This window comes from Hymenobacter negativus (assembly GCF_017571495.1).
Taxonomy (GTDB): Bacteria; Bacteroidota; Bacteroidia; order Cytophagales; family Hymenobacteraceae; genus Hymenobacter; species Hymenobacter negativus.
Map to the genome: position 1 here is coordinate 146,275 of NZ_JAGETZ010000003.1, position 23,351 is coordinate 169,625.

14 protein-coding genes are annotated in these 23,351 nt (G+C 60.5%); 8 read left to right on the forward strand and 6 right to left on the reverse strand.

The genetic code is table 11. The features are described from left to right. Positions 1 to 369 precede the first annotated feature (369 nt). Positions 370 to 4,497 (reverse strand): T9SS type A sorting domain-containing protein, encoded by a 4,128-nt coding sequence (locus J4E00_RS07600; protein ID WP_208174543.1) that lies wholly within the window; start codon positions 4,495 to 4,497, stop codon positions 370 to 372. Positions 4,498 to 5,204: 707 nt separating this feature from the next. Between J4E00_RS07600 and J4E00_RS07605 the strand changes: the two genes are divergently transcribed. After that, positions 5,205 to 5,573 (forward strand): hypothetical protein, encoded by a 369-nt coding sequence (locus J4E00_RS07605; protein ID WP_208174544.1) that lies wholly within the window; start codon positions 5,205 to 5,207, stop codon positions 5,571 to 5,573. A gap of 7 nt (positions 5,574 to 5,580) precedes the next feature. On the opposite strand, the gene J4E00_RS07610 is transcribed toward J4E00_RS07605, so the two are convergent. Then, positions 5,581 to 8,085: an ABC transporter permease gene (locus tag J4E00_RS07610; protein WP_208174945.1), complete on the reverse strand. Its 2,505-nt coding sequence runs from the start codon at positions 8,083 to 8,085 to the stop codon at positions 5,581 to 5,583. Between the two features lie 327 nt (positions 8,086 to 8,412). Here J4E00_RS07610 and J4E00_RS07615 point away from each other — a divergent pair, with 327 nt between their 5' ends. Next, positions 8,413 to 9,240 (forward strand): OmpA family protein, encoded by an 828-nt coding sequence (locus J4E00_RS07615; RefSeq protein ID WP_208174545.1) that lies wholly within the window; start codon positions 8,413 to 8,415, stop codon positions 9,238 to 9,240. A 47-nt stretch (positions 9,241 to 9,287) separates the two neighbouring features. Here J4E00_RS07615 and J4E00_RS07620 read toward each other — a convergent pair whose 3' ends face one another. Further along, positions 9,288 to 9,983 (reverse strand): ABC transporter ATP-binding protein, encoded by a 696-nt coding sequence (locus tag J4E00_RS07620; protein WP_208174546.1) that lies wholly within the window; start codon positions 9,981 to 9,983, stop codon positions 9,288 to 9,290. A 208-nt stretch (positions 9,984 to 10,191) separates the two neighbouring features. Between J4E00_RS07620 and J4E00_RS07625 the strand changes: the two genes are divergently transcribed. Both J4E00_RS07625 and J4E00_RS07630 read left to right on the forward strand, forming a co-directional pair. Then, positions 10,192 to 10,890: an arylesterase gene (locus tag J4E00_RS07625; protein ID WP_208174547.1), complete on the forward strand. Its 699-nt coding sequence runs from the start codon at positions 10,192 to 10,194 to the stop codon at positions 10,888 to 10,890. Between the two features lie 491 nt (positions 10,891 to 11,381). Further along, positions 11,382 to 13,010, forward strand: a complete 1,629-nt coding sequence (locus J4E00_RS07630; protein ID WP_208174548.1) for a cellulase family glycosylhydrolase — start codon at positions 11,382 to 11,384, stop codon at positions 13,008 to 13,010. A 199-nt stretch (positions 13,011 to 13,209) separates the two neighbouring features. Here J4E00_RS07630 and J4E00_RS07635 read toward each other — a convergent pair whose 3' ends face one another. From J4E00_RS07635 to J4E00_RS07645, 3 genes are all read right to left on the reverse strand, one after another. Continuing rightward, the gene (locus J4E00_RS07635; RefSeq protein ID WP_208174549.1) at positions 13,210 to 13,971 is read right to left on the reverse strand and encodes a serine protease; all 762 of its coding nucleotides are present in this window, start codon (positions 13,969 to 13,971) and stop codon (positions 13,210 to 13,212) included. Positions 13,972 to 14,110: 139 nt separating this feature from the next. Next, positions 14,111 to 14,956, reverse strand: a complete 846-nt coding sequence (locus tag J4E00_RS07640; RefSeq protein WP_208174550.1) for a hypothetical protein — start codon at positions 14,954 to 14,956, stop codon at positions 14,111 to 14,113. A 252-nt stretch (positions 14,957 to 15,208) separates the two neighbouring features. After that, the gene (locus tag J4E00_RS07645) at positions 15,209 to 15,436 is read right to left on the reverse strand and encodes a hypothetical protein (RefSeq protein ID WP_208174551.1); all 228 of its coding nucleotides are present in this window, start codon (positions 15,434 to 15,436) and stop codon (positions 15,209 to 15,211) included. Positions 15,437 to 15,541: 105 nt separating this feature from the next. On the opposite strand from J4E00_RS07645, the gene murI reads away from it, so the two are divergent. From murI to J4E00_RS07665, 4 genes are all read left to right on the forward strand, one after another. Further along, positions 15,542 to 16,387, forward strand: a complete 846-nt coding sequence (murI, locus tag J4E00_RS07650) for a glutamate racemase (RefSeq protein ID WP_208174552.1) — start codon at positions 15,542 to 15,544, stop codon at positions 16,385 to 16,387. A 124-nt stretch (positions 16,388 to 16,511) separates the two neighbouring features. Next, on the forward strand, positions 16,512 to 17,723 hold the full coding sequence (locus tag J4E00_RS07655; protein WP_208174553.1) for a T9SS type A sorting domain-containing protein: 1,212 nt from the start codon (positions 16,512 to 16,514) through the stop codon (positions 17,721 to 17,723). Between the two features lie 427 nt (positions 17,724 to 18,150). After that, positions 18,151 to 21,456 carry a SusC/RagA family TonB-linked outer membrane protein gene (locus J4E00_RS07660; RefSeq protein WP_208174554.1) on the forward strand — a complete coding sequence of 1,102 codons (3,306 nt, stop codon included), beginning with the start codon at positions 18,151 to 18,153 and terminating at the stop codon, positions 21,454 to 21,456. A 47-nt stretch (positions 21,457 to 21,503) separates the two neighbouring features. Then, on the forward strand, positions 21,504 to 23,294 hold the full coding sequence (locus J4E00_RS07665; protein WP_208174555.1) for a RagB/SusD family nutrient uptake outer membrane protein: 1,791 nt from the start codon (positions 21,504 to 21,506) through the stop codon (positions 23,292 to 23,294). Positions 23,295 to 23,351 lie beyond the last annotated feature (57 nt).

The following is a 23,351-nucleotide window of genomic DNA, read 5'->3' on the forward strand; positions in this document are numbered from 1 at the left end:
AATCCCGCCGGTTATCAGGCTATACGACCGGTTCTAACCCACCAATGGTCCGGAAAACCCGCATTTTGCGCGTGATAAACCAGTATTTGTTTCCTCCGCATAAATACCAGAATGGAGTGCGGCAAGCCTGCTGTGTGGATTGCTGCCGGCTCGACACCCTTCCCGCCGTGGGAGCGCGCTCGGTTTCTTATCTGCGCCACCTCAAAATCAAAGAGGAAATGGCCCGGGCCTGCTATTTGATTCGTTGCTCGCTTGCCGATAGCGCCGGCGCTTCTCCTCGCTGATGCCCCCGAAACGGCTACATCAGTAATGAAAAAAGGCCCCTGGGAATATTCCCGGGAGCCTTTTCTGCTATTGAACGCGACGGCTCTATTCCCTAGTGAGAAGCAGCGACTGGTTCACGGCCCCGCCATGCACGCGCACAACGTAGGCCCCGGTGGCCAAGTGCTGCAATTCGAGGAGGTGCTGCGCGGTGCCGGCTAGCGAGTACGTCGCGACCTGGCGGCCGGTGAGGTCAAGCACCTGCACGGTGTAGTTGCCGGCGGGTAGGCTACTCAGGTCGAGGGTAGCCGAGCGGCCCGCCGGGTTGGGATACAAGGTAGCGGCCGATTTGGCCCCAAATACCACGGTGCGCAACGGTGAATAAGTGCTGGTGCTGTCCCGGTCGACCTGGCGCAGGCGGTAGTACACCGGCTTGCCCGCCGACACGAACCGGGCGACGTTGACGTCCACAAACTCGTAGTTGGAAGGCGTAGTGCTTTCCCAGTTGCCCCGCACGGTGCCTATGGTAGCAAATGCTTTGCCGTCGAAGCTGCGCTCCACCACAAACCGGTCGTTGTTGTGCTCATTGGCAGTCAGCCACTGCAGTTGCGCATCGAAGTGGGCAGCCACGGCCGTGAAGCGCACCAGCGAAACGGGCAGCGGCGCCTGAATGGTCACGTTTTCGGGGGTGCCCGCACCGCCGGCGTAGTTGCTGCCGATAGCAGTGCCCAGGCTGGTATCGGTGCCGCCGGCGTAATTCTCGCCGGGCTGCACACTGGCGGTGGTCAGGGAAGTACGCAAGGGGTTATCGTAGCTCGTGGTGGCCGAAGCCCGGTACGCCAGCCCATTTTGCGCGGTGGCATCAATGGTAGCGCGGAATGTGAGGGCCAGCATTGCCCCGGCCGGGATGGTGAAGCCAGCAAAAACGGGCTGGCTCACGCCGTTGGTGGGCAGGCTGAAGCCGCTGGGGGTAGAAGTAGTGCCGTCGGCCAGGGTCAGGGTGACAATGGGCGTATAGGTACCATCGAACTTGAACAGGTTGTTGCGCAGGCTCCCCAAAATGCTGACACCCGTGGCCGTACCGCCGGTATTCGACACATTGATGGTGTAGAGGGCGGGCGGTACCGGGCCGGTAGGGCCGGAGCGTATGATGGTAGGCGTAGCGGTGCTCACGGCTACCGTCAGCACCGGCAGGCAGGCCGTGTTGCCCGACCCGCTGGTTGCCGCGTTGGTCTGAATGACGCCAATGGTACCGGCCGTGGCTCCGAAAGCGCTGAGCGTACTGCCCGTAGCACCATTGGCTCCACTGGCCACCGACGAGGCCGATGCCACCGTGCCATTGGCAACAACCACGCCGCCACCACCGCCACCGCCGGGCCCGTAGAGGGCTCCTGCCAGGCTGGCCCGGCCGCCCCGGCCGCCCCGGGCCGTAGCGGTGATGTTGCTGAGCGTGCTGGCGTTGCTCACCAGCAACAGCACCGAGCCGCCGGCCCCGCCACCGCCAGCCCCATCAATAAGCGTAGTGGCGGCGGCCAGGCCGTTGGCCACTACTGCGCCGTTGCCGGCTATGGCGCCGGTGCGCAGCATGATGATGCCGCCACCGGTGTTGCCGCCGCTGGCCAGCCCGCCGTCGTTGGCCACGCCGGCCCCGCCGCCGCCGCCCATGCTCAACCGGCCCACCGAGGCGCCAAAGGCAGCCCCGCCAATGCCCTGGGCATTATCGGTCACGTTGCCGGTATAGCTGAGGCCGTAGCCGCCAAAGCCGCCTTCTCCGCCATTGGCGCCACCGCCGCCACCGGTGTTGCGCAGGTTGTTGCTGGGCGAGAGGTCGGTACCGCCTCCGCCCGCGTTGCCGGGCGCGCCCCGGCCATTGCTGCCATTGCGGTAGCCTTCGAAACCGGTGCTGATGAGCGCCGTGTAGTTGCCATTGAGGTAGGCCGGGGTACCGGCGGTACCTTCGCCCTTGGCCCCGCCCGAGCCTACGGCAGTGCTGCTGCTAAGCTGGCTGAAGTCGGTGCTGTTGAACGAGGGCAGCGCGCCGACGCCGCTGTAAAGCTTGCCGCCGCCGCCCCGGAAGCCCCGACCGGTCATGCTCAGGCGAGCATTTGTGGCGAAGGTGGTGCGGCCAGCTACGTCGAGGGCCAGTACGCCGCCGGTCTTGCCGTTCCAGGCGGCGCCGGCCACGGAGTCAGCCACGGCCAGGGCCGAGTACTGCGGCACCCGGATTACCTGGAAGCGTCGCTGACCGGTGGGGTTGCTGCTGGCGTTGTAGTCGAGGTTATCGTAGGCATTGGTCAGGGCCTGCGTGAGGGTGAGCGTACCGCCGGTGGTACCAACTGAGCTGGCTGCCACGGCGTACTCGTAAAGGCCCGCCGTAAAGCGGTCGCCGCTGCCGGTCAGGTTGCCTTTGCCCAGGCTGCCGCCGCTGCCATACGAGGCGGTGTTACTGGTATTGATAGTCGCCCCCTGCATCTGCATCACCAGCACCAGGTCGCCGGCGGCGATGGGCGTTGTGCTCGCCCCTGTGCCCGTCAGGGCCGGGCCCACCGTAATGCTCGACGTGCCGCCAGTGGTGGTGGCCAGCAATCCGGGGAAATAGGTATTAGGTGCTGAAGCCGCCCCGAGGCTGCCCACGCCATCGTTGCCGGGCGTGGCGCACACATCGGCCAGGTTCGCTAACCCGCTGATGAGGGTGGTTATCGAAGCCAGATTGTTGGTGCTCACGGGGTCGGGCTCGGCAGCCGTATTGGCCGTGGTGGCCACCACCGACCCGCTGGCCGGTACGATGAAGGTAACCGTATTGGTGGCCGGCGCGCCGCCTGCTGCCAGGCTGCTGGCTCCAAACGTAACGCGGCCCGTGCTGCTTGAGTAGGAGCCGCTGCTCACCACCACACCGCTCAGCCCGGTAGGCAGTTGCAAGGTGGGCACCACGTTGGTGGCCGGGAGCGAGCCCAGGTTAGCAGTGGTCATGGTGTATTGCACCTGCGCACCGGGGGCGGCGGCCGTGGGGCCGCTCACGCTGTTTGCAATGTCAGCTCCGCGCACAATAACCGTGATGTTGGCTGGGGCTCCGGTTTCGCCCAATACGTCGTTGGCCGTATAGGGTATCGTCACCACGCCCGCAAACGTGCCGCTGGGTGTGAACGTAACCACACCCGCCGGCGTCACCACGAACGTGCCCTGGCCCGGTACCGTCAGGGTCGACTGAATGCCCGTCGCGTCGGGGTCTAGGTCCACGCTGCCGGGGCCATAGTTGGCGTAGGAGAAGCTGTCGTTGTTGAGTACGTTGACCGAGACAGCTTGATTGTAAATGGTGCTGGCTACGTCATCATCGAGGTAAGGCGTCTGACGGATGGCCAGGTTGCGGATTTCGTGCACGTTGGTGCTGCCGCCCGTCGAGCCCGCAAAGCCGATGCGCAGGTTGTTGGGTGGCCGGGGCACGGTGAAGTTGCGCACGGCCGTTTCCACAGTGAAGCCGTGCTGAATGCGGACCGTGATGCGGTAGGTACCGTTGGTGGGTACTACATCGATGTAGGCGCGGCGGTAGTCTGCCGAGCCGGCTTGGGCGCGCGCAGTGGGCACATCCAGGCTGAAAGGGAGCGTGGGAGTGCCGGTTAGGTAGGGGTAATCGGTACTGCTGCTGCCGTTGCCGGCTCCGCGCAGGGCTACCGCGTTGGGGGTAAGGTCGGGCGTATTAATGCCGCCTACCCGGCCTTCGGTGCCATTGGAGAAGTTGCCAAACTCGTCGATGCCAATGCCCAGGTAGCCAAATGGCACCCCGTTACTGAACGGATTAGCGGTTTTTTGGGCGTAGCCCAAAGAACCCCCCGAAGCCCCCGGGGCAAACGAAGCCGCTGAGGTTTGGTCGGCGTCAACCAGAAATACCGAGAAGCCATCGGCCCCGGTGCCACCATACGAAAAGAACTCAAACGAGATGTTGAAGCCATTAGGCGCGGGAAACTGGCCCTGGTCGATAACAAATCCGGATTGGTCGGTGGTCGCCGGGGTGAGGCGCAGGTAGCCTGCGCCAGCGGGGTCGAGGCTGTTGGCAGCCGTGAGCACCGCCGAGCCTCCCAGCGTGAAGCTGGCAGCTGAAGCGTTTTTAAAGGACTCGACTCGCGGAAACTGCGCCCTAGCCGAATGAAACTGGCCCAGCAACAGCACCAGTAAGAGGGCCCGTAGCCACGCTACCGATGAGGTAGTTACTGGCTGCTCAAGAGGAGAAAGTTGTTTCATTAGAAGAAAGTGTAGTGATAGATAATTGAACTAATCTGATACAAAATGGCAGCTACGCATATTTTGTAAAAAGAAGGTTTACAAGTATAGTCATTGGAATTTTCGTTCATGTCATTTGTGTGAAAAACACAAAATAATTGATATAAAGTCACTGTAAATCAATAATAAATTAGGGTATTATGAGAGGATAATTAAAGTTTGTTTTATTAATAATGGGGAAATAAAACGTTGATATTTGCCTCCTATATCCTGCTAAAGTGTCGATTCGCTAGTTTGGTCAGATATAATTATTGGGTGTTTCACCTGCTCTTTGCTGATGAATGAGTGGCAGTGGCAATTGCAGGCTTCAGTGGATGATGCCGGCTAATAGCTGCTTAGCCCATATCTGATGGGCGTTTTGCTGAAATAATCCAAGCGCGGAATCACTGCCCAGATGCCAAATCTGGCGCAAGAAAAAAGGCCCTTATGCCGCGGGTGTGCTGCACAAGGGCCTTTCAGCTATGGTCGTCTCTGATTCCGGGGCGTAGCTCATCCCTCCGCCCGCAGCACCGCCATAGTCGAGCGGCGCCGCATGCCTCGGGGCGAATGGGTTTCGGCCGCATTGCAACCAATCAGCCCTTGTCGGCATCCAAGGTTGCGACCGGTGGCTGAATGCTCATCTTCTTCCGATAGCTCGGCACGGGTAACGCTTTCAAACCGTATTAACCATGAAATCCTGGGTATTGAGCGCCGTGGCGTGGGGTTGTTTTGCGCTGTCGAGCTACGGACAAGGCCGTGACACAGCTTTTGCGGTACACAAGCTATTTGTGCAGCGGCGCCGCGGTAGCGATGCTTTGCTGGCCACGGCGGGCGAGATGGCAGGTTCAACCACCGTAGCCGGTGCTGTGAGCGGCCTGGTGGCCGGGGCCGCACCTGCAGCAGTGGGCTTTAGTCGAGCAGCACGATTCAGCACCGAGCGAGAGGCGGCCATTCTCAGCAGCTATGCCAACGGTTGGCCCATTCCGGCCGATGTGCGCCGCAAGCTGCGACGCAAGCATTTCCACCGCACCCGCCAAGATGTGCTGATGGGCCGCTAAGGCTGGATTACCCTTCGGCCCGCAGCACTTCCAGCGGCGAGCGGCGCAGCACCTCCCGGCTGTTGAATACGCCGATGATGGCCGTGAGCGCCGTGACCAGCGCCGCCAGCCCCAGCAGCGGCAGCACCGCCGCCGCAAAGCCCACCTCGAATACCCACACCGCCAGCGCCCAGGCCGCCAGTACCGCCAGCCCGATGCCGGCCAGCGCCGCCAGCAGCCCCAGCAGCCCGTATTCGACCAGCGTGATGCGCAGAATCTGGCTGCGGCTGGCGCCCAGCGTGCGCAGCAGCACGCTCTCGCGCACCCGCTGGTAGCGGCTGATGACCACCGAGCTGCTCAGCACCAGCAGCCCGGTGAGGATGCTAAAGCCCGCCATAAAACGGATGACAAAGGAGATTTTGCCGATAATATCGTCCAGCGTTTGCAGAATCAAACCCAGGTCGATGGCCGACACGTTGGGAAACTGCTGCACCAGCTTCTGCTCCACGGCGGCCAGCGCGGCCGTGCTGCCCGTGCGCGTGAGCACCACCTGGAACTGCGGCGCGCCTTCCAGCACCCCGGCCGGGAATATCACCAGGAAGCTGGGCTGTACCCGGCTGCGGTCAATCTCGCGGGTGCCGCCGATGATGGTGCGCATGGGTGAGCCCTGCACGTTGAAATCCAGCGTGTCGCCCAGGCCGAGCTTGGCGCGCTCCAGATAGCCCTTCTCCACTGAGATGCGCGGCAGGCCGTCCGGCCCCAGCTTTGGCAGGCTGCCGGCCGTGAGCTTTTCGGAGGAGTTCAGCGAGTCGCGATACGTCACGCGGTACTCGCGGGTGAGGGCCCAGGCTGGGATGCCCCGCGCCGTATCCTTCTTAATAACCGACACCGACGTGCCGTTGATGGCCGTCAGGCGCATGGTCACGATGGGCACGCGCTGCAACACCGGCAGCTTTTGCGAAGTCAGCAGGGCCTCCACGCCGGCGCGCTGCTCGGGCTGAATGTCGAACAGCACGAGGTTGGCCGACGATTTCTGGCCCGCTACCTGCACACGGCTCAGCAGCAGGGCCTGGGTGAGGAAAAGCGTGGCCAGCAGAAAGGTGCCCAGCCCGATGGATGTGACCAGCGTCAGGGTTTGGTTTTGGGGGCGATAGAGGTTGGCCAGGCCCTGTCGCCACACGTAGCCCCAGCCAGCGGGGAAGAAGCGCCGCACCACCGCCATCAGCAGGCGGCCCATGCCGGCCAGCGCCGCAAACGCCGCCAGCAGCCCCGCCCCGAAGCCCAGTGTGAGCTTCCAGTCGCGGGTCTGCCCGTAGGCAAAGGCCAGAATAAACAAGCCAATGACGCTGATGATGAGCCCGCGCAACGGGTCGGGGGTGGCCGTGTCGTCTTCAAAGGCTGTGCGCAGCACCCGCAGCGGCGACACCCGCCGGATGCTCAGCAGCGGCAGCAGGGCAAATAGCACCGCCATTAACAAGCCCGTGACCAGGCCTGTGCCCACCGCCGTCCACGACACGCTGACGGTGATAGCAACAGGCAAAAAGTCGCCCAGTACCCGCGGCAGCAGCGTTTGTACGGCCGCGCCCAGCGCTGCCCCCAGCACTGCGCCTACCAATCCCAGGCCGGCGGTTTGAATCAGGTAGATGAGCAACGCTTGTCGGCCGCTGGCGCCCAGGCAGCGCAGCACAGCCACGGCGGCCAGCTTCTCGCGCACGTACAAATTCACGGCGCTGGCCACGCCCACGCAGCCCAGAAGCAGCGCCACGAAGGCCACCAAACTCAGGTAGCGGGTGAGGTCGGCGAAGGCGCGGCCGGTACTTTTCTGGCGCTCGGCCACGGTGTCGGTGTCCACGTCGGACGCGTCTAGGCGGGCTTGCAGGGGCTTGAGGACGGCCGCCACATCGGTGCCCGGCGCAAACTGGTAGGCGCGGGTGTAGCGCACCCGGCTGCCGCGCTGCACCAGGCCGGTGCCGGCCACCAGCGCCTCGGGAATAAACACCGTGGGCGCCACCGCTGTGGTAATGCCCGACTGCCCCGGCGTCTTCAGTACCCGCCCCACGATGGGTAGCGTGAGTTGGCCTACCTGCACCGAGTCGCCCACCTTGGCCCCAAACTGCACCAGCAGCGCGTCGTCGACCAACGCCCCGGCCTGAATTCCAGCCTGCCCAAACTGCCCGGCCGCCGCCTTCGGCTCCGTTTCCCAGTCGCCATAAAAGAAGCCGCCCGAGCGGGCCCGTACTTGCGCCAGCCGCGTGCCCTTGCCAGGCCGGAACTGCACCAGCGAGGCAAACGAAACTTCGCGCACCTGGGCCGTGCCGAGGGCACTCAGCGTCGGCTCCAGCTTGGCCGGGAAAGGTTGGTTAGCCGAGAGCACCAAGTCGGCGCCCAGCAGCTCCCGCGCCTGCTCGCTGATGCTGCGCGCTAGGTTGTCGCCAAAGGAATTGATGCCCACCAGCGCCGCAATGCCCAGAATGATGCTGGCCATGAATAGCAGCAGCCGCGCCCGGCTGCGGCGGCTGTCGCGCCATGCCATGCGGAAAAGCCAGGAGGTAGCAGGACGGGAGGCGGGCAGGAGGGGAGTTGAAGTCACGGAAAGAGGAAAGAATTATCGAAATAGTGCTGACAATCATGCCAGGGGCCACAGGAATGACCTGTTACTTATTGCTAAGACGTAGAAAAAACATGGGCACTTTAACTGCCTACTGCAAAGTGGCTAGTAATTATGTTCCAACGGTAACGTTTGTGGCATAGTTGGGTGCAGCAGAAGTGCGTTATTTGAAGCTGCGCTTGCTACTCAAGCCGCACCGCTGCTAATAGATTCGGCAACACGATGAGATTTGTCGCCAGAGAGGGGGGGAGCATGCTACTGTTGTATTCGCTGGTAATAGCCGCCGGTTTGGCAGCCTGCCACATTGTAAAAGGAACGATGCCAACGGCAGTCACTCCGGCAACACCCGTTGTTTCGGTGGCGCAGGCGCTACCCGTTGCCGTGTATGGCCAAGTCCTTTCCGCCCACGACAGTGTGACGATAATTCCAAATGTCGAAATGATATTCCGATGCCAACTGACTGACTCCGCTACACAGCACTGGCGCACGGTTTTGCAGAATAACGACGCTTCGTACCAGGTGATGCTACGGCCGGGAACTGACTATCAGCTAACAATGAGGTTGAATGGGCGGTTGCTTGATTCCGTAACGTTTAAGCTTGCGGAGGGAAGCGCTGGGGCAGGTGGAATTATGCAAAATTTTTATGTCTCGTATACTGACACCCTGGAGGAAGGACTGAAGATTTATGCCGCATATTTCGATACAAACCGGGCCGCGCTTCAGCCAAGCGGCCGAGCGCACTTGAATGACTTTCTGAAAGAGATTCGGGCCGTTTCAATGAACGGTACAGTCATTGTGGTGCAGGGCCATGCAGAGCCACTGGAGGTTCCGACCGGCTACCCCAAACCGGAAAAATACCTGAATGGCCTGGGAAGGGAACGGGCCAAAGCGGTTTGTGCTTACTTGGAAAAGAATGGAATATCTCGGAATAAATTGTTGATAATCAGCTATGGTAGTAGGCACCCGGCAGCACCCAATACCTCTCCAGAGTATCAGCTGCTTAATCGCCGGGCCGAATTATACATTGTTCCCCTTAAGGATATAAGCCTACGGTACAGCCGCCGGCCTAAGCCGTACTAGGTAGCTGCTTAAGCAATTGGTGTTGAGAAATACCTCCCATGATTGCCTCACGCCAATCCGTTTCTTACGGCCGGGATTTCCTCCACCACCTTGCCGCCGCGCAGGCGCAACGTGCGTTGCGTCTTAGCCGCCAGCTCCATATCATGCGTCACCAGCACCAGCGTGGTGCCGGCTTCCCGGTTTAGCTCAAACAGCAGGTTCACCACCCGCTCGCTGGTGTCGGGGTCGAGGTTGCCGGTGGGCTCGTCGGCGAAGAGCAGGGCGGGGCGGTTGGCGAAGGCGCGGGCTAGGCTCACGCGCTGCTGCTCACCGCCCGAAAGCTGGGCTGGGTAGTGGCCCGCCCGCCCGGCCAGGCCTACGCGGTCGAGCAGTTCCATAGCGGTTTTGGACGCGCCGCGCTGCCCGCGCAGCTCCAGCGGCACCAGCACGTTTTCGAGGGCCGTAAGGGTGGGCAGCAGCTGGAAATTCTGGAAGATGAAGCCCACATGCTGGTTGCGCACCGCGGCCCGTTGGTCCTCGCTCAGCGTGTCGAGTTGAATGCCGTTGAGCCACACGCTGCCCGAGGTGGCGCGGTCCAGCCCGGCGGAGAGGCCCAGCAGCGTGGTTTTGCCCGAGCCCGACGGCCCGACGATGGCAAAGGTGTCGCCTGCTTTCAAATCGAAGCTGACGGCGTGCAGCACCGTGAGCGGCTGGCCACCGCTAGGGTAAGTTTTGGTGAGGTTATCGACGCGAAGAATGGACATGCGTTAGGGTAGGAGGGAATGGGGGTAGGCGGGGAGGAGGGAGGAAGCAGGTAGAGGACCGTTATGCCGAGCGTAGCCGAGGCCTGGCGGTCTCGCTCACTGTTCACCTAGATAACCCACAACCACCCCGCCTGTCGTTCGTTACCAAAGACGCGAAAACCTTCCCGATGTTTTCCACCTTTACGCTTCCGTGCCCAAAATCCCTTCCATGAGCTTCATTCGTCTCTCCTTCGCCGGCCTGTTTGCGCTGGCTCTTACCGCCTGCAATTCCAATTCCGCTCCTGAAACAGTCAAAGCTCCGGCCGCTACTTCTACCGCTTCCACTGCGGGGGCCAAACCCAGCGCTGGTACCGGTAAAAAGCGCTTGCTCTTCTTCGGCAACAGCCTTACCGCTGGCTACGGCGTGGAACCCGACGAAGCCTTCCCGGCCCTGATTGGCGACAAAATCGATTCTTTGAAACTCAACTATGAAGTTATAAACGCTGGCCTAAGCGGCGAAACCACCGCCGGCGGCCGCAGCCGCGTGGGCTGGATACTACGCCAACCGGTGGATGTATTCGTGCTGGAGCTGGGCGGCAACGACGGCTTGCGCGGTCTGCCCCTCGGCGCCACCCGCGAGAATCTGCAAGGCATCATCGACACGGTGCGCCGCCGCAGTCCCGGCGCTCAAATTGTGCTGGCCGGCATGCAGATTCCACCCAACATGGGCCAGGCCTATGCCAATGATTTCAAAGCCATCTACCAGGAAATAGCCAGCAAAAACAAGCTGGTCCTCATTCCTTTCCTGCTCGAAGGCGTCGGCGGAGACCGAACACTGAACCAGGCCGACGGCATTCACCCCACGCCGGCCGGGCACCGCATCGTGGCGCGCACGGTGTTTGCCATTTTGCAGCCAGTACTGAAATAAATAAGCTGCCTGGACTAATAAAATACAGGCTATTTGCCGGCCATTCAGCGACCCATAAATCAGGTTAAAACCGGTAATAAGCTGAATATCAAATTTTATCAAGTAAGCAACGAGGCCGCGTGACTACCACGCGGCCTCGTTGCTTACTGGCTAGTTACTCCCATACTGCTACAGTTCTGCTAGTTATTCCGAGATACTGATAGTTACCAGACTCTTGTTACGTTGGATTATTGATTTTGTCCTAGTCAAAACGATGAGATACAATCTTAAAAAATCCTGACAAGATGGTTGTAGTGTTTAAACAAGGTGGGCTGAAATGGTAAAATGCTGTTTATATTGTTGTTACAAGGTAATATGAGAAGGCATTGGTTTGCAGTCTCAGCCGAATGATTTTTTAAACGCTTACCAAACTTACTACCAAAAGTATGAAAAGTGCAAAAATATTCTTCGCTCCCGGCTCGCGTCCGCGCTTGCTCCTCTTCCTTTTCTTGGTGTTGGCAACCGCTTGGGGGCGGCCTTCGCTAGCCCAAACGCCCGTTGTCCGGTACGGGGCCCTCAGGGTGCAGGGCAACCAGATTCTGGGCCAAAGCAACCAGCCGGTGAGCCTGGCTGGCAACAGCCTGTTCTGGAGCAACAGTGGCTGGGGCGGCGAGCGGTACTACTCCGCCAACGTGGTGGGCTGGCTGAAAAATAACTGGAACGCCAGCATCGTGCGGGCCTCGATGGGCGTGGACGAAGCCGGTGGCTACCTGGAAAACCCGGCTCGTGAAAAAGCCAAAGTGAAAACCATCGTAGATGCCTGCGTGGCTGCTGGCCTCTACGTCATCATCGACTGGCACTCGCACCAGGCTGAGCAGCACCAGGCCCAAGCCATTGCCTTCTTCCAGGAAATGGCCACCACATACGGCAACACCCCAAACGTGATTTACGAAATCTACAACGAGCCCCTGCAAGTGTCGTGGACGGGCGTGGTAAAGCCCTACGCCCAGGCCGTAACCAATGCCATTCGCGCCATCGACCCCGACAATCTCATTATTGTGGGCACTCCTACTTGGTCGCAGGATGTGGACGTGGCGGCCAGCAGCCCCGTGGCGGGCACCAACATTGCCTATACCCTGCACTTTTACGCGGCTTCTCACAAAGCCTCGCTTCGCAGCAAAGCCAGCACGGCCCTGAGCCGGGGCGTGGCCTTGTTTGTGACAGAATATGGTACCTGCGATGCCTCCGGTGGCGGGTCCGTCGATGCAGCTTCTACGCAGGAGTGGATGGATTTTATGCGCCTCAACAAACTTAGCCACTGCAACTGGGCGCTGAATGACAAAGCCGAGACGGCGTCTGCACTGGTGCCCGGCACCAACCCTGCTGCCGCATGGTCCGACAGCTACCTGACCGCGTCGGGGCGCCTGGTAAAAGGATACATCCAAGCTTGGAGCGGGACAACTACGACAACCCCTCCTCCAACTACCACGCCTCCCAGCGGCACCACCACGAAGGTGGAGGCCGAAAGCTACCATGTCATGTCCGGGGTGCAAACGGAAACCACTGCCGACACGGGCGGGGGACTGAATGTGGGCTGGCTCGATGCCGGCGACTGGATGGCTTACACCGTGAACGTTCCCACGGCCGGCTCCTATACATTTCAGTACCGGGTGGCCAGTGCCAGCGGTGGCGGCCAAATCAGGCTGGAGCAAAATGCAGGCACCACGGTCCTCGGCAGCATTGCGGTACCCAATACCGGGGGCTGGCAAAACTGGACCACCATTACCAATACCCTGACGCTAGCCGCCGGGCAGCAGGATATTGCCATTGCCGTGCCTGCGGGCGGGTACAACATCAATTGGTGGAGCTTTACCAAAACGGCAGCCCGTATGGCATCGCCTCCTGCCACGCTCTACCCCAATCCTGCGCAGAAGCAGCTAAATCTGACCCTTGCCCAGCCGGGCACGGCGGCTCGTATCACCGTCATCAATACCCGTGGCAAGCAGGTGCTGAGCCGGGAGGTACCCGCCGGGGCTTTTCCAAATACCGCCGTTGCCATTGATGCGCTTGAGCCGGGCATCTACACAATACGGATAGAGCAGAGAGGCCAGGTTACTGCCACTAAGTTCGAGAAAGAATAACGCGGCAATGCCTCCCAAACCAAAGCCCCACTTGCACTGCAAGCGGGGCTTTGGCGTACTCAGGGCCGGTATTGGGGTAAAATCCGATGGTGCTTTGACGTGCTGTTTTGCCTGCTTGACTACCGATATACCAGCCGGCTATGGCATAGCCATATGTTGTGCAACCGGGGTTAATTAGCCCCCGCAGCAACAGCCCGGACTATTCCTGAAGGTAGCGCTTCACCACCCCGATGGGCGTAATCATGGTGTGCTTTTTTCCAGATGGTTCCTGCAGCGTAAATGACAACAAGCCAATTACCCGCCCTTGCTTGTCGACGACCGGGCAGCCGCTGAAACCGCTGAGCGTAGGCGATTCGTTCTGCGCCAGTAGGTATTCGGTGTCCGAAGTCTCTTCCACGCGCACCGGGTAGCGGTTTTGGGTGCAGTCGGCCTCGGCATAAGGGCAGCCGATAAGGTATACCTCCTCGCCCTGGGCCGGCGCATCGTAGCGTGGCGTAAGGGCTTGGTAGCCAGTACCACCACCCTTAATGCTGAACACCAGCGCATCGCTGGAGTCGCTGTCCACCGCGTTGAGCAATTTGTCGAGCCGCACCGTGTCGGTGGCTCGCTGGCGGGCAAACAGCTTCCAGGAAACCAGCTCGCCATTGACCAGTGAGCGTTTTTTAGTGGGCTCAATGCCGCCATCGGCGCCGAGTAGGTGGTTAGCTGTCAGGGCGTATTGCCGCTGGCCCACCTGCACCAGAAATGCGCTGGCACCATCCAGGTGCTGCCCATCGGCGAAGGTGGCCCCATTGGCGAGCAGCACCTGGGGCGACTGAGTAAATGGTTCGGCCATCCAGTTTTTCACCGGCGGTGCGGCGGCCTCTTTGGTTTGCGACGACGGGCCGTTGCAGGCTGCCAGGCTCAAAATGGCGCTGCTGGCGAGTAGCCGGAAAGCAGTCGTGCGGAAATACAGCTTCATACAGCTATTTGTAGTGGGATTGGAAATTGAAGGATATCGCATGAAGGCGCCTCGGGATAGTCTAGGCCTAGTGCTAGCGGTGGTATTGCCAGGCAATCCGGGCCAGGGCAGTTGGGTTCGAAACGGCCTTGGCCACGGGCTAGAGGGCTTGCCGGCCATTGTCGTCGGCCCCAGGTCCGGTGCTGAATGTCATCTCGGCCGGTAGATGCGGCTGCTTGCCAAAGAGCGTTTCGTAGAGCAGGACCGACGCCATGAAAACGCCGTCGTTGAGCAGGTGCTGGGTGTTTTCGCCGTGGCGCAGGTTGTCCTTGCCGCCCACGCGGTACTGGTAGCCGTCGCATCTTTCGTAGGCAGCTTTCACGGCATCGCCCACCCGAAACAGGCCGGCATTGGGCACTTGGCTTAGGGCGGCCAGTGTATGCTCCCGCATCAGGGCGTGGTCGGTGGCAAAGCTCGCAGAGTCCTCCAGGTACGGGTCATATGAAGCCAGCTGGTAGAGGTAAATAGCCGCCCTAGGGCTGTGGCGGCGCACTTTATCGGTCCAGAGCTTCAGGTTGGCGGCGTACCGGGCGGCACTGTCAACGACCACCGGCGTTTGCTCCTGCAATATCACATAGTCGAAATAATTGCCGTCGGCCTCGGTTTTGGCAAACAGCTCTTCGGCCTGCTCCTGGTCTTCCTGGTAAATGTCGTGCAGGGAAATGCCCATTTCCACCAGCAGCTCGCCGTTCATTAGCACCTTATTATGCTCGCACAGTTCCCGGAACTGCTCCGGAATGCTGGCGTAGTAAGCGGTGTGGCTGTTGCCTACGAACAGGATGCGCGGCGTTCCGGTGGCCGTTGGCGGCTTGGGCTGCGGCAGCGCTACCTCGGCCGGCGCAGTTGTGGCAGTTGTGGCGGAGGTACCCGCGCCGTTGCCACAGGCAGTCAGTAGCAGGAAGGTGGCCAGTAGGCCAATGGGTCGAAACCGGGTAAAAAGCAGCATAGGTAGAGTGTTGCAAGGCCGGTTTCAGGCCTTGGAAATGGGGGTATTCAGAAAGAGCGTGATAAAAACCTCGAAGGGCCGCTGCTTCGGAATCAATGGAACCTGGTTCTGGTAATACGCAGCTAAAAAGTGCTCAATGGAGCAGCGCTGCCGTTGAGTGCCAGCTCAGCAACGTTGCAACGCGCCTGTTGTATCCTTTACGCTCAACTTTCAGGAATAGTTGAGGTTAACATCATCGCACCGTGGTGCAGCTCAAAGCACCCGCACTGCGTCCAGGTTCACCTCGTCCCGCAACAGCTCCAGGTGGCGATAGGAGAGGGGGCGGCCCGCGTCGGTACTGAGTTCGGGCAGGGGCGCGCGAGCGGCGTCGAGGGTAAGCTGGGTAAGCTTGCGCTCGCCGAGGTAGATGGCGACAGGGCGGCCCAGGCGCGCATCATGGGCGGCCAGAGCGTGGTCAATTTCGGCCAAAATGGTGCTCATGGCGAATTAAGTGAGCGTGACGGGGGCGGAAATATAGCGGAAGTTTACAAAAATCATGAAGGCGCCAACTTCAGCGACGGCTCAATGCCAGCCTACCTTTGCAGCATGACTACTGCTTCCGTGCCCGCTGCTCCGGCGGCCCTGGCCACCCGGCCCATTGGCATGTTCGACTCTGGTATTGGCGGCCTCACGGTGGCGCGGGCCGTGGCGCGGCGCCTGCCCCACGAGCGCATCGTGTACTTCGGCGACACGGCCCACCTGCCCTATGGCGACAAAAGCGCCGCTGCCATTCAAGCCTACTCCGTCAAAATCTGCGACTTGCTGCTGCGTCAGAATTGCAAGCTGATTGTCATTGCCTGCAATTCGGCCTCGGCCGCCGCCTATGAGCTGGTGCGTGAGTACGTGGGCAGCAAGGCCAAGGTGCTGAGCGTGATTGACCCCATTGTGGCGCACCTGGGCCGGGCCTACGCTGGCCGCCGGGTAGGCCTCATCGGAACGAAGCAGACGGTGAATTCCAACGTCTATAAAAAGAAGGTCGACGACCTCGACGCTGGCGTGGACCTGTATTCGCTGGCCACCCCGCTGCTGGTACCCATGATTGAGGAGGGATTTTTCAAGAATTCTATCTCTGATGACATCATCGGCACCTACCTCAGCCATGCCACCCTGGCCGATATCGACGCGCTGGTGCTGGCCTGCACGCACTACCCGCTTATCAAGGAGCAGATTGCGGCCTACTACGCCGGCCGGGTCGATGTGCTGGACGCCTCCGACGTAGTGGCTGCCGACACCGAAGCGTATCTGGCCGCGCACAGCTTGCTGGCCCCGGCTGGACCAATACCACCCGCCCACCATTTCTACGTATCTGATTTTACCCGCTCGTTCGAGGAAAGCACCCGCATTTTCTTTGAGCAGGAAGTACATCTGGAGCATTACCCGCTGTGGGAGTAAGGCTTGAAAGAGCAGCCAAACAAAGTTTATACAGTGATAATGCGGCCTAAAAATTCAGGCAGTACCTTTGATAAAGCAGTATCTTCAATTCTTCTGTCCACCTTTTACCTTCATTCCGAATACCATGAAAAAACTTCTCCTCGCACTCATTACCACGCTGCCATTGGCTGGTTGGTCCCAGTCCCTCACTCAAGCTGATTTCACTGGAGTGGTAGTTCCGCAGTACCTCAGCAGTGGCAACAACAGCGGTTCGGCCACTTTTTCGGGCCCGCGCTTAGCCATCGTGTTCCGCGCCACGGTGAGCAACCTCACGCCCAGCACCCTCTACCGGTACTATGTGCAGGCTGCTACGGCGTCGGAGTTCACCTCTTCGGCTTCGGGCGCTGGCGTGTTGCTGCTGATTGCTCCCGGAGCGACGACGGCTGCTACTACTTATACCTCCGTTAGCACCGGCAGCTTGTCGACGGCTGGCAGCTACGCTACCTTCACCACCGATGCCACGGGCAGCTATACCGGCTGGTTTGCCTTGGTAAACTCGAACAACGCCTCCCGCTTCCAGGTACCGGGCACGGTGCTGTTCCCCACCATCACGCTGGCCACTGATGCCACCCCCGCTACCGTTGTGGCTCGTCGCGCCCTCAACCAGAGCATGACGCTGTTGAGCTTCACGAGTGGCGCCGGCGCCAACAATGGTACCCTGCTCACTGGTTCTTCGGCGGCTACGCCGAAAAACGTAGTATTCACCTACGACAACGCAGCTGGTACTGGCCGGCCGCTGAGCGGTGCCGTGGTAGAAAGCATTGGTGCCGCCACCGGCACTACTCAAACGGGCACCAACGCCTATACCTATAGCACCACCAACGGCAGCTATACCACTGTGGTCCCCAATACCCTCACCACGGGCGTGCGCCGCGTTGAAGAGCGCAGCATTGTAACGGGCGCCGTGCTGAACTGCAACACCGACGCCGATGGTGTATGGGCTTCGGGCGCTACTACCGTGAACCCCACCGGCGGTACCACTGCCGTGGTGCTCACCGCTACTGACACGCCCCTGAGCGCTGGCTGTGCAACTGTATCGGCCACGCTGCCCAACAATGCCCTGCCAGGCCTCACCATTTCGCCGAACCCGGCCACCGACCGCATCACGGTAGCCCTGCCCACGAAGGGTGCTGCTACGGTAGCGCTGCGCGACCTCACCGGCCGCGTGGTGATGGCTCCGGCTGCTCTGCCCGGCAACCAGCAAGTGCTGCTGCCGGCCAGCCTGGCCCACGGCATCTACCTGCTCGAAGTGCGCCAAGGCGACGTAACCGCTGTGCGTCGCATCGAGAAAAACTAAGCTCCCTGCAAAACAGCGTTGCCATAACCAATTGGTGATGGCTGGTGAAAACAAAAAAGCTCCTGCATTTCGCAGGAGCTTTTTTTATGCCTATGCCCAACCCACGTCCATGATGCGTGGTGAAAGTCAAGACATAAGGCGGGCTGTATGCAGCAAAGCCATTCTGGCAACGTTGCCGGGAACGATTGCACAATTAAAAAAGTAGAAAGGTTAGGCTTGCGGACTGATTCAGCTGATTTTTGAAAATATAAGTGGATTATAATATTGCCAGGAGTAATAGGCGAATACTCCATTTAGTATCAATGGATTTCACTTGCATCAGGAGTCTGATAACGGGCTGCCATTGGTAGCGGCTCGAATTGGGCCGATAAGGCAGGGCAATAAGTTTTGAGCTTTCATTTTCTTTCCCACCTTTTTTCAAATTCCCATGCGAAATCGATACTTGATTCTACTATGGCTGGCACTGCTGAGCAGCTTGTACAGCCTAAATGCCATGGCGCAGTCCGGCACGCGCCGCGTGAGCGGCACCGTGCGCGCCGGCGATTCCAAAGAGGGCCTGCCCGGCGTAACCGTCCTGGTGAAAGGCACCACTAACGGCACCTCGACCGGCATGGATGGCGGCTATGAGGTAAACGTGCCGGCTACTGGTGCCGTCACACTCTCTTTCAGCTTTGTGGGTTATACCACTAAAGAAGTAGCAGTAGGGAGCCAAAGCCAGATTGACGTGACGCTGGCGGCCGACAGCAAGCAGCTGGAAGACGTGGTGGTGATTGGCTACCAGGCCGTGCAGCGGCGCGACGTGACCGGTTCGGTGGCGTCGGTGAGCGCACAACAGATTAAGGACGTGCCAGTAAACTCGGCGGCGGAGGCCCTGAGCGGCCGGCTGGCCGGTGTGCAGGTAACCAGCTCGGAAGGCACGCCCGGCAACCAGAGCGTGAATATCCGGGTGCGCGGCGGCGGCTCCGTGACGCAGGACAACTCGCCGCTGTACGTGGTGGACGGGGTGCAGGTAGAAAACGCACTGAACGTGATTTCGCCGCAGGATATTCAGTCGGTGGACGTGCTGAAGGATGCTTCGGCCACTGCCATCTACGGCGCACGTGGCGCCAATGGCGTGGTTATCATCACGACCAAAGGCGGCAAGGAAGGTAAGCTGGTAGTGACGTACAATGGCTTCGCGGGTGTACGGCAGCTTTCGCGTAAGCTGGACGTGATGCAGCCAGCCGATTTCGTGAACTACCAGTACGAGCGCGCTTTGGGCATCGACCGGGTGGCGGGCAACACTACCACGGTGGGCGGCCTGAACACGTTCAAGTCGTTTTTCAAGTCGAAGAACTACAACAGCGACACGCTGAACCAGGTCCGCAACTCGCCGTTTCTGGATTGGCAGGACCAGGTTTTTGGTCGCGATGCCTTCCAGCAAACCCATAATATCTCGCTTTCGGGCGGCAGCGCTACCACGACCTATGCGCTGAGCGTGACCCGCAACGACGAGAAGGGCATTCAGTTGGGCTCGGGCTTTACGCGCAACTTGGTGAACTTTCGCTTCGACAACAAGGCCACGGACAAGTTTCGCTTCGGGGTAAATGTGCGTTTTAACGACCAGGTAGTAGATGGCTTGGGCACCTCGTCGCAGCTCTCGACCACTACCACGCGCCTGCGCAACTCGGTGGAATACCTGCCGCTCGCCGTAAGCCTGCCCGGCGCCTTCGACCCTAACTCGTTCGACGAGAGCTTCTACACCAACTCTTCGCTGGTAAACCCGGTGCTGGCACTGGAAAGCGACATTCGGCACGACAAGCAGCGCACCCTCAACCTGGCCGCCAACGCCAGCTACGCCCTCACCAAGGACTTCACGCTGCGCTCGACGGTGGGCTTCGATATTGGTAATTCGACCCTGGAAACGTTTTACGGGCGCAACTCGCCGGCCATCCGGCAGCCAGGCGGGGGCTTCAATTTGCAGCCGTCGGTATCCATTGCCACTGGCTCGGCGCTGTCCATCAACCAGTCAAATGTGCTGAGTTACAGCCACCAGTTTGGCAAGCATAGTGTGGATGCCCTTCTGGGCCAGGAAATTTACCAGCAAACCAGCCGGATTCTAACCGCGCAAACCAACTTCCTGCCGCTCGACATCACCGCCGACCAGGCCATTGCCAACATCAATCAGGGCGTACTGCCGTCGGCCTCTTTTGCCCAGCCCACGCCCACCAGCGATATCCTCACGATGCCGCACCTGCTCTCGGGCTTCGGCCGGCTCAACTACACCTACGACGACAAGTACCTGGCCACGGTCACGTTCCGGGCCGATGGTTCGTCGAAGTTTGCATCCGGTCGTCGGGTGGGCTACTTCCCGGCTGCTTCGCTGGCTTGGCGCATCTCGAAGGAAGACTTCATGAAAGAGCTGAGCAACACCATTTCGGACCTGAAGCTGCGCTTGAGCTACGGCCTAGCCGGCAACAACCGCATCAACGACTTCGGCTACAGCCAGAATTTCCGGACCGGACTGGGGCAGTACTCGCTCAACCATGCCATTTCGCTAGGCACCGTGGTAACGGGCCTAGCCAACCCGTTTTTGCTGTGGGAAACCACGGTGGCCCGCAATGTGGGCGTCGACCTGGCCCTATTCAACAACCGAGTGCAGCTATCGGTGGATGCCTACTACAACTCGACCCGCGACCTGCTCGTGAACGTACCTATCGCGCCCACTACCGGCTACCAGAGTCAGTTCCAGAACGTGGGCTCGACCACCAACCGCGGCCTGGAATTCCAGCTCAGCGGCACGATAGTGAAGACGCCGGACTTCACGTGGAATGCCAGTGGCAACGCCTCCATGAACCGGGGTCGGATTCAGGACCTGGGACCCATCACGGCTATTCCCGGGGTGTATTCGGGCTGGGCCAGCACCACCATTGCCAGCGACTTCCTGGCCCGGGTGGGCGACCCGGTGGGCATTTTCTACGGCTACCAAACCGATTTCGACAACGGCCGCCAGGGCTTCTACACGCCGGATGACTTCAGCGGCTACAACGCCACCACCCGCACCTGGACCCTGAAGCCCGGCGTGGCTACCGACGTATCGGTGCAGGGCCAGCCGGTAGCGCCAGGCATTATCAAGCTCAAGGACATCAGCGGCCCGAACGGTACACCCGATGGCGTGGTGGACGCCAACGACCGCACGGCCATCGGCAACGCCAACCCCAAGCTGGTGGGCGGCCTCAACCAGCAGTTTACCTATAAAGGCTTCGACGCCAGCGTGTTTTTCAACTTCGTGTACGGTAATAAGGTGTACAATGCCAACAAGATTGAGTTCACCACGTCCGTGAACCCATTCAGCAACCTGCTCACGATGATGAATGACCGATACCGCACCGTGGATAATAATGGCGTGGCCATCACCGACTTGGACGCGTCGCGCAACCTCAACCAGAACGCCAAAATCTGGCAACCCACCCGCACGCTGTTTGTGCATGACTGGGCCATTGAGGACGGTTCCTTCCTGCGACTGAATAACGTGACCATCGGCTACTCGCTGCCCAAAAGCCTCATTGCGAAGGTGAAGCTCACGCAGCTGCGCTTCTACGTGACCGGCAACAACCTCTACACCTGGACCAAATACACCGGCTTCGACCCCGAGGCCAACACCCGCCGCGCCTCGCCGCTCACACCGGGCGTGGACTACGCCGGCTACCCGCGCAGCCGCGTGCTGCTGTTCGGCGTCAACCTGTCGCTCTAAGTCAGGCAGAACGTTCCAGTGTACTACAATCTCAAAATTCCCATCCGATGAAATCCATAGTTCTCCGTTCCACCCTGGCTCTGGCCGCCGCGCTGAGTGCCGCCGCAGGCCTGACGGCCTGCAAAGACTACCTCGACGTGAGCCCCGACTCGCTCTACACGCCCGAGCAGGCGTTTAGCAGCGTGGGCAGCGCCACCAGCGCCGTGATTGGCGCCTACGACATGCTCTCGGGTGATACCGGCTACGGCACCCGCCTGAGCATGTATTATCCCTACGATACCGACGAGATGCAGGGCGCGCCCGGCGCCTTCGACGGCCGCTCGCGCAGCCTGTCGCGCTACACTGCCGAGCCCTTCAACCCCGAAATCACCAATCCCTTCAACAACCTCTACCAGGGCGTGGAGCGGGCCAATATCTGCATCGAGAACATCCCTAAGATGGCCCTGTATACGAACGGCTCTTCGGCCGATACCGCTGCCCTGCACCGCCTTTACGGCGAGGTGCTGACGCTTCGGGCCCAGTATTACTTCGAGCTGATTCGCAACTGGGGTGACGTCCCCACGCCCTTCGTGCCCACCTACACCGTGGCCCTCGCCGGCGGCGACCTCAACTCGCCCAATGCCGACCGCCTTGCCACCTACGACCACCTGCTGGCCGACCTGCTGGCTGCCGAAAAGCTGGTGCCCTGGCGCTCGCAGGCCGGTGCCGCCAACGAGCGCATCACCAAGGGCGCAGTGAAGGCCCTGCGCGCCCGTATGGCCCTGTTCCGGGGCGGTTACTCGTTGCATGGCCGCCAGATGACCCGCCCCAGCGATTACGCCACGTTCTACGCCATGGCCCGGCAGGAGTGCCTGGATTTGATGAACCGGCGCGGCGAGCACACCCTGAACCCCAGCTTTCAGGAGCTATTTAAGAGCATCAACGAGCTGCGGCCGGAGACGTCGAACGAAATCATTTTTCAGGTGGCCATGGGTGGCTCCAGCATTTCGGGTGATAGCAAGCTGGGGTACTACAGTGGCCCGCTGCTGAGCACCTCGCCGCTCTACGGCAGCACCCAGGCCCAGATTCGGCCCCTGCCCACTTACTTCTACGCCTTCGACTCGACCGATGTGCGCCGCAACGTCACCCTCACCACCTACAGCATCGACGCCAGCAACAACCAGAAAGGCGTGCTGCTGAGCGCCCTCACTGATGGCAAATTCCGCCGCGACTGGCGCGTGCCCTTGCTCAATGGCAGCGGCAACTACCTGGGTTACAATTGGCCTCTCATCCGCTTTGCCGATGTACTGCTCATGTTTGCCGAAGCCGACAATGAGGTGAACAATGGCCCCACGGCGGCGGGCGTGGCTGCCCTGCGCGAAGTCCGCACCCGGGCCTTTGGCGGCAGCACCACGCTGGGCCAGATTCCGACGCCCACCACCAAGGACGCCATGTTTGCGGCCATCGTGAACGAGCGGTTTCTGGAGTTCGGCGGCGAAGGCATCCGCAAATACGACCTGCTGCGCTGGAACCTGCTCGATACCAAAATCACGGAAGCCCGCGCCAACCTCAACAAGCTGATGACCGCGCAAGCACCTTACACCTTCGTGCCCAGCACGATGTACTATCGCGTCACGGGCGGTCAGGTGGTATGGGCCCGCTCGTTCTACCGGCCAGCCCCGGCCACCGCGCCCACCGGCACCACGTCCGTGGCCTGGCGCACAGCCGTGACTCCGGCTCTCATCGCCAACGTGGCTTCGGAGTACGCGCCGGGCAAAGGCAAAGAGCTATTCCCCTTCCCCCAAGGCACCGTAGACACGAACAAGAGCCCCGGCTTTAAACAAAACGAGGGCTACTAAGCCGTTGGCTTAAACCACAGCGAAACGGGCAGTTGGCGGAAAAGCCAGCTGCCCGTT